The following is a 244-nucleotide window of genomic DNA, read 5'->3' on the forward strand; positions in this document are numbered from 1 at the left end:
GTCAAGATTATGCGTGTCTTTTGTGAATCCAACACCGGCAGCAAACACTGCACCAGCAATCGCCGCCAGCAAGGGCAACGGACTGGCATTGCCAGCACGTGCTTGTTCAACAGTGGGGGCAATTTCCCTGCTCGCTGGGCTCAGCGCTTTGCGGATCGGTGGCAGCAACAACCACAGACCGAGCAGCACAATAATGCCGCCGCGCGAACCGAGCGGCCACCAGTCAAAGCCAACTTCATAGATC

1 pseudogene is annotated in these 244 nt (G+C 57.4%); it reads right to left on the reverse strand.

The features are described from left to right. Window positions 1–244: pseudogene (locus tag HBA93_RS22845) on the reverse strand (membrane-bound PQQ-dependent dehydrogenase, glucose/quinate/shikimate family); the annotation flags it as partial.

Source organism: Ochrobactrum sp. SFR4, from assembly GCF_019730395.1.
GTDB lineage: Bacteria > Pseudomonadota > Alphaproteobacteria > Rhizobiales > Rhizobiaceae > Pseudochrobactrum.